Below are 1,049 nucleotides of genomic sequence, written 5' to 3'. Positions count from 1 at the left end.
CCCGGGGGGTGGTCGTGGGAGGTCGCGGCGTCGGTGCCGTTGGTGTTTTTGACGGCGTATCACGCGTTGGTGGAGTTGGGTGGGGTGCGGCCGGGGGAGAAGGTGCTGGTTCATGCCGGTGCGGGTGGTGTGGGTATGGCGGCGGTTCAGGTGGCGCTTCATCTGGGTGCGGAGGTCTTCGCGACGGCGAGTGAGGGCAAGTGGGATGTGCTGCGGTCGTTGGGGGTGGCGGACGATCACATTGCGTCGTCGCGGTCGACGGAGTTCGAGGCGGCGTTCCGGGGTGTCAGTGGTGGGGGTGTGGATGTTGTCCTGAACTCGTTGGCGGGTGAGTTCGTGGATGCGTCGTTGCGTTTGGTGGGTGCGGGTGGGCGTTTCCTGGAGATGGGCAAGACCGATGTGCGGGCGGCGGGGGATGTTCCGGCGGGGGTGGAGTACCGGGCGTTCGATTTGGGCTGGGTGGATCCGGTGGGGATCCAGCGGATGCTGGCTGTGGTGGTGGAGTGGTTCGGGCGCGGGGTTTTGGAGCCGTTGCCGGTGCGGGTGTGGGATGTGCGCCGGGCGCGGGAGGCGTTTCGGTTCATGAGTCTGGCGCGGCATGTGGGCAAGATCGTGTTGTCGATGCCGCGGGTGTGGGATGCGCGGGGCACGGTGTTGGTGACGGGTGGTACGGGTGGTCTGGGTGGGGTGCTGGCGCGTCATTTGGTGGCGGAGCGTGGGGTGCGGCATCTGGTGTTGACCAGTCGGCGTGGGGTGGAGGCGCCGGGGGCGGTTGAGCTGGCGGATGAGTTGCGGGCGTTGGGTGCGCGTGTTGAGGTGGCGGCGTGTGATGTGGCTGACCGTGAGGCGCTGGCCGGCTTGTTGGCGTCGGTGCCGGTTGAGTATCCGTTGACGGCGGTGGTGCATACGGCGGGTGTGCTGGATGACGGTGTGATCGGTTCGTTGAGTGCGGAGCGGTTGGCGGGGGTGTTGCGTCCGAAGGTGGACGCTGCGTGGAACCTGCACGAGCTGACCCGGGACCTCGACCTCGCCGCCTTCGTCCTCTACTC

Annotated in this window: 1 protein-coding gene; it reads left to right on the top strand. The window is 67.5% G+C overall.

Annotation, left to right across the window (positions count from 1 at the left end; all coding sequences use genetic code 11):
- On the top strand, window positions 1-1,049 hold a 1,049-nt coding region (locus tag ACWDZ4_RS35095; RefSeq protein WP_451512433.1), incomplete at both ends, for an SDR family NAD(P)-dependent oxidoreductase.

The sequence above is a fragment of the Streptomyces sp. NPDC003016 genome, from assembly GCF_053591455.1.
This window is presented reverse-complemented; position numbering and strand designations above follow the sequence as displayed.